The 3282-nt window shown below is 43.4% G+C and carries 5 protein-coding genes; all 5 read left to right on the forward strand.

Translation table 11 applies throughout. From position 1 onward, the window contains the following. Positions 1–92: 92 nt before the first annotated feature. The 5 genes from MWN76_RS20695 to MWN76_RS20715 all read left to right on the forward strand — a co-directional run bounded on the left by MWN76_RS20695 (position 93) and on the right by MWN76_RS20715 (position 3046). A complete protein-coding gene (locus tag MWN76_RS20695; protein WP_250465063.1) occupies positions 93–578 on the forward strand; it encodes a hypothetical protein in 486 nt (161 codons plus the stop codon). Between the two features lie 436 nt (positions 579–1014). Further along, the gene (locus MWN76_RS20700; RefSeq protein ID WP_250465065.1) at positions 1015–1518 is read left to right on the forward strand and encodes a GNAT family N-acetyltransferase; all 504 of its coding nucleotides are present in this window, start codon (positions 1015–1017) and stop codon (positions 1516–1518) included. 106 nt (positions 1519–1624) lie between these two features. Further along, positions 1625–1843 (forward strand): transposase, encoded by a 219-nt coding sequence (locus tag MWN76_RS20705; protein WP_345780086.1) that lies wholly within the window; start codon positions 1625–1627, stop codon positions 1841–1843. A gap of 221 nt (positions 1844–2064) precedes the next feature. Next, positions 2065–2478, forward strand: coding sequence for a DUF4279 domain-containing protein (locus MWN76_RS20710; RefSeq protein ID WP_250465069.1), 414 nt, complete (start codon positions 2065–2067; stop codon positions 2476–2478). A gap of 196 nt (positions 2479–2674) precedes the next feature. Continuing rightward, positions 2675–3046 (forward strand): hypothetical protein, encoded by a 372-nt coding sequence (locus MWN76_RS20715; RefSeq protein WP_250465071.1) that lies wholly within the window; start codon positions 2675–2677, stop codon positions 3044–3046. Positions 3047–3282: the final 236 nt, after the last annotated feature.

A 3282-nucleotide genomic window follows, 5' to 3' on the forward strand; every position in this document is an offset into this window, starting at 1 on the left:
ATAATTCATGATTAATAAAAATATGGCTGTAAGAGCTGATTTTCTGAAATAGTTTTTCTACAGCCTCGTTACGTGAATACAAAGGAGTACTCGTGAGAAAACTAATAGTAGGTCTTTTATCCTTAATATTTGTTGGCTGTGCCACAACATACAAAGGGCCTGAGACAGGAGAATTGGCACGAATTCATTTCAAGTTGGAAGAAGGTCTTAAAGATGGTCCTACTGTTTCAGTATTTGAAGGACTTGAGTGCAGCCCTAGCGAGTACGGAGAGTATATTGGCGATCTCTGGGATGGAAACTGGACGGAGCCATCAACACTAGAGTTCACAGTAAATGTTCCAGCAAACAAAATGTTGTCTTTTGAGTTTTTTCAGCGCACTGAATTTACAGGAGAAATGGTTTTGGAAGGGCAGTTTTGTAGGAACATATTTGCGTTCGTCCCTGAATCAGGTGCTCACTACACGTTTACATATGGAAATTGCGATTACAAAGGTATAAATACGAAAACTAAAGAAGCGATCAAGACGCAAAAACCTATAGGGAAATGTCATAGCAGTAGATATTTTGGCGCCTACTGAATCACGGAATCGGGTAAGGACAGGTATTTAGCCCGCCCTCCCCACAACACCCTGCATGCGGGTCCGCACAGGGCGTTTCAATCAGAGTAGTGAAGCTTGATCCATCCGTCGCGCAGACGTCAATGGTGGAGGGCGCTTTCCCCTGGCGCTGAAGCGCGCTAAGATGATTTCGGCACAGTGAATCCTGGCGTTTTTGCTGTGCTTTTTGTATGAGATAGTTCCTCTAGTTGTCGTGCTCGGATTAAGCACGTAGGGGAGTTATCTCAGCTCTCGAGTTTTAGCTTTGCCGCGAAGCGGCTTCGTTCAACAATGCGCTGCAGGCCGACGGCCAACTTTGTGCATTTTATGCGCGGTCGCTGCGCTCCCATTTTTGTACAAAATGGTGCATATTGAAGGCTGCTCCTGAACTCGGCGATTATGGCTCTACGGAAAATGAATGATCTTTCAAACAAATCGATTGATAGTGAGAAGACTGGCCCTGGAAGATGCCGACTCTTTATCGGAAATATTCTCTGATCCCCAAGTGATGCATTTTTCCGTTCGCGGTGTTCTGGATAAAAACGGAATAGAGCAACATATTGATGAAAACGTTCAAGAATATGGTAAAAGTCATTTTTGTCGGTGGGCGATCATTGAGAGGCTTTCGTCAAAGCTCATAGGCGTATGCGGGCTAAGTAAAGATACTGTTGATCTAAGCGATATAGTGCATTTGAATTACAGGTTCTCTAAAAATAACTGGGGACGAGGTTTCGCTACTGAGGTAGTGTCGGCATTAGTTGAACATTCCGCCTCAATAGGCTTGAATCGTATCCATGCTTTGATTGAACCAGCTAATTTAGCGTCCGTCAGAGTAGTAGAGAAAGCCGGTTTTAAAGTACAGGGGGCGATTATATACAAAGGTGCGCATGCTCATGTATTCAGCAGGTGCACCAAGGCATAACCGGATAAGGGCGGATATTTAGCCCGCCCTCCCCACAACACCCTGCATGCGGGTCCGCATAGGGCGTTTCAATCAGAGTACTGAAGCTTGATCCATCCGTCGCGCAGTGTTGCCAACCCATCCTTCTTCAGGTAGTCATTTGACAATGACTGATGGCCACACCACCGCAGACTGGACGAAACGCCGCATCGACAGCCAGGAAGGGAAAATGATCTATGGACACCGCATGTCCGTTGTGGAACGGGTATTCGGCAATACAGGGTTCAACAAAGGCCCGAATAGATTCTCATTGCGCGGTAAAGACAAGGTCCAAGGACAATGGTGAATGTTCTGCCTGGTACACAACATTGAGAAATTGATGAATTATGGAGCGGTTCAGTGAGTCAAAAGGCTATTGACGACAATAAGGCGATTTTCTGGCCGGACTGAATGACTATGTAAGAATCTTGTGTTTTAATTCGTCATTAATGATTAATAAAAATATGGCTGGAAGAGCTGATTTTCTGAAATAGTTTTTCTACAGTCTCGTTATAAGTCTTAAAGCTTATGAGTGATCATCAAACATACGCATATTTTTACGCCAGAGATTTTGAGTGCTCTCCCGAATCAATCTCCAAAGTATTAGAGATTGAGCCAACGCATTTTTGGTGCAAGGGTGAGCGCTGGGGGCCGAATAATATTCGTGAACGCAAAGAGAACTTTTGGTCATATCGGACTTCTGAATCTTCGGATGATTACTATACAAACGTACACTTCAAAGAATTATTGGGACTACTCGAATCACGAAAGGATAAACTTGCACAATTACCAATCGGGGCTCGTATAGGTATTACTTATGTGCCTACGTGTTACTATCCAAACGTGGCCGTAATACTTGAAAAAGAGCTTTTGCAAAGAGTAGTTGCTTTGGGCCTAGCATTGGATTTCGATATTTACTCTTTGGTCAGCTCCGATGAATAGAGGTTATAACCAGGCCATCATAGGGACATTGTTTACTCCGCTGCGCTTTGGGGTGGCTGCGCCACTGTACCCCAAAGCTCCGCTCCATAAACAATGCCCCATAGGGCGGCGTTAGGTCAGAATGAAAAATATACTCTTTTTGACTTTTCTACTCTTTTTATCTTCGTGCTCTAAAAAAGACGCCGGAGAGGAATTCGTGCTGGTGTACTACGATTCATGTGAAGAAAAATTGAAAGAGTTAGAAAATTCATTTAACGAAATTGGCGTTAATTTTTCATACAAAATAATTGAGCCAACGAATTACGCGGCCAACTCAGAATTTTTCAATAAAATGATCAGAATCAATGTTGAAAGCAAGCATGAAATAATTGAAGCTACAGTCAATAATTTCTTGCTTTCTTGTGGCCCAAATGGTGCTATTGAAGTCATAAAAGATAATATTTTCTCAAAAGAAGAAGTGGAAAAATTAATCAAGCGGTTCGGTGTTGAAGATAATGAGGCCGTAGACCTAAGGTACCTAGATGGTAGGCTGTTCATTATTTACAGCGAAGCTCTTCCAAGTGGTTAGCATCCTGCCCAATAGTGACCTAACAGGGCGCTGCTAGGGACAGCCTACTATATGCATCTTTTTGTATGGCTCGCTTCGCTCACATTCTCACACAAAAAGTCGCATATAGCAGGCTGCCCGAGAGCGCAACGTTATTTGCGACGTGAAGTCGTATAAATTTCTGTTACACACTCTGATAAATCACAGGAGGTTATTTCTCGGAACGATGTAACCCGATGTTCTATCATCGGTTTCCT

Origin of the sequence: Microbulbifer litoralis, assembly GCF_023634065.1 — a bacterium.
Classification (GTDB): Bacteria; Pseudomonadota; Gammaproteobacteria; order Pseudomonadales; family Cellvibrionaceae; genus Microbulbifer; species Microbulbifer litoralis.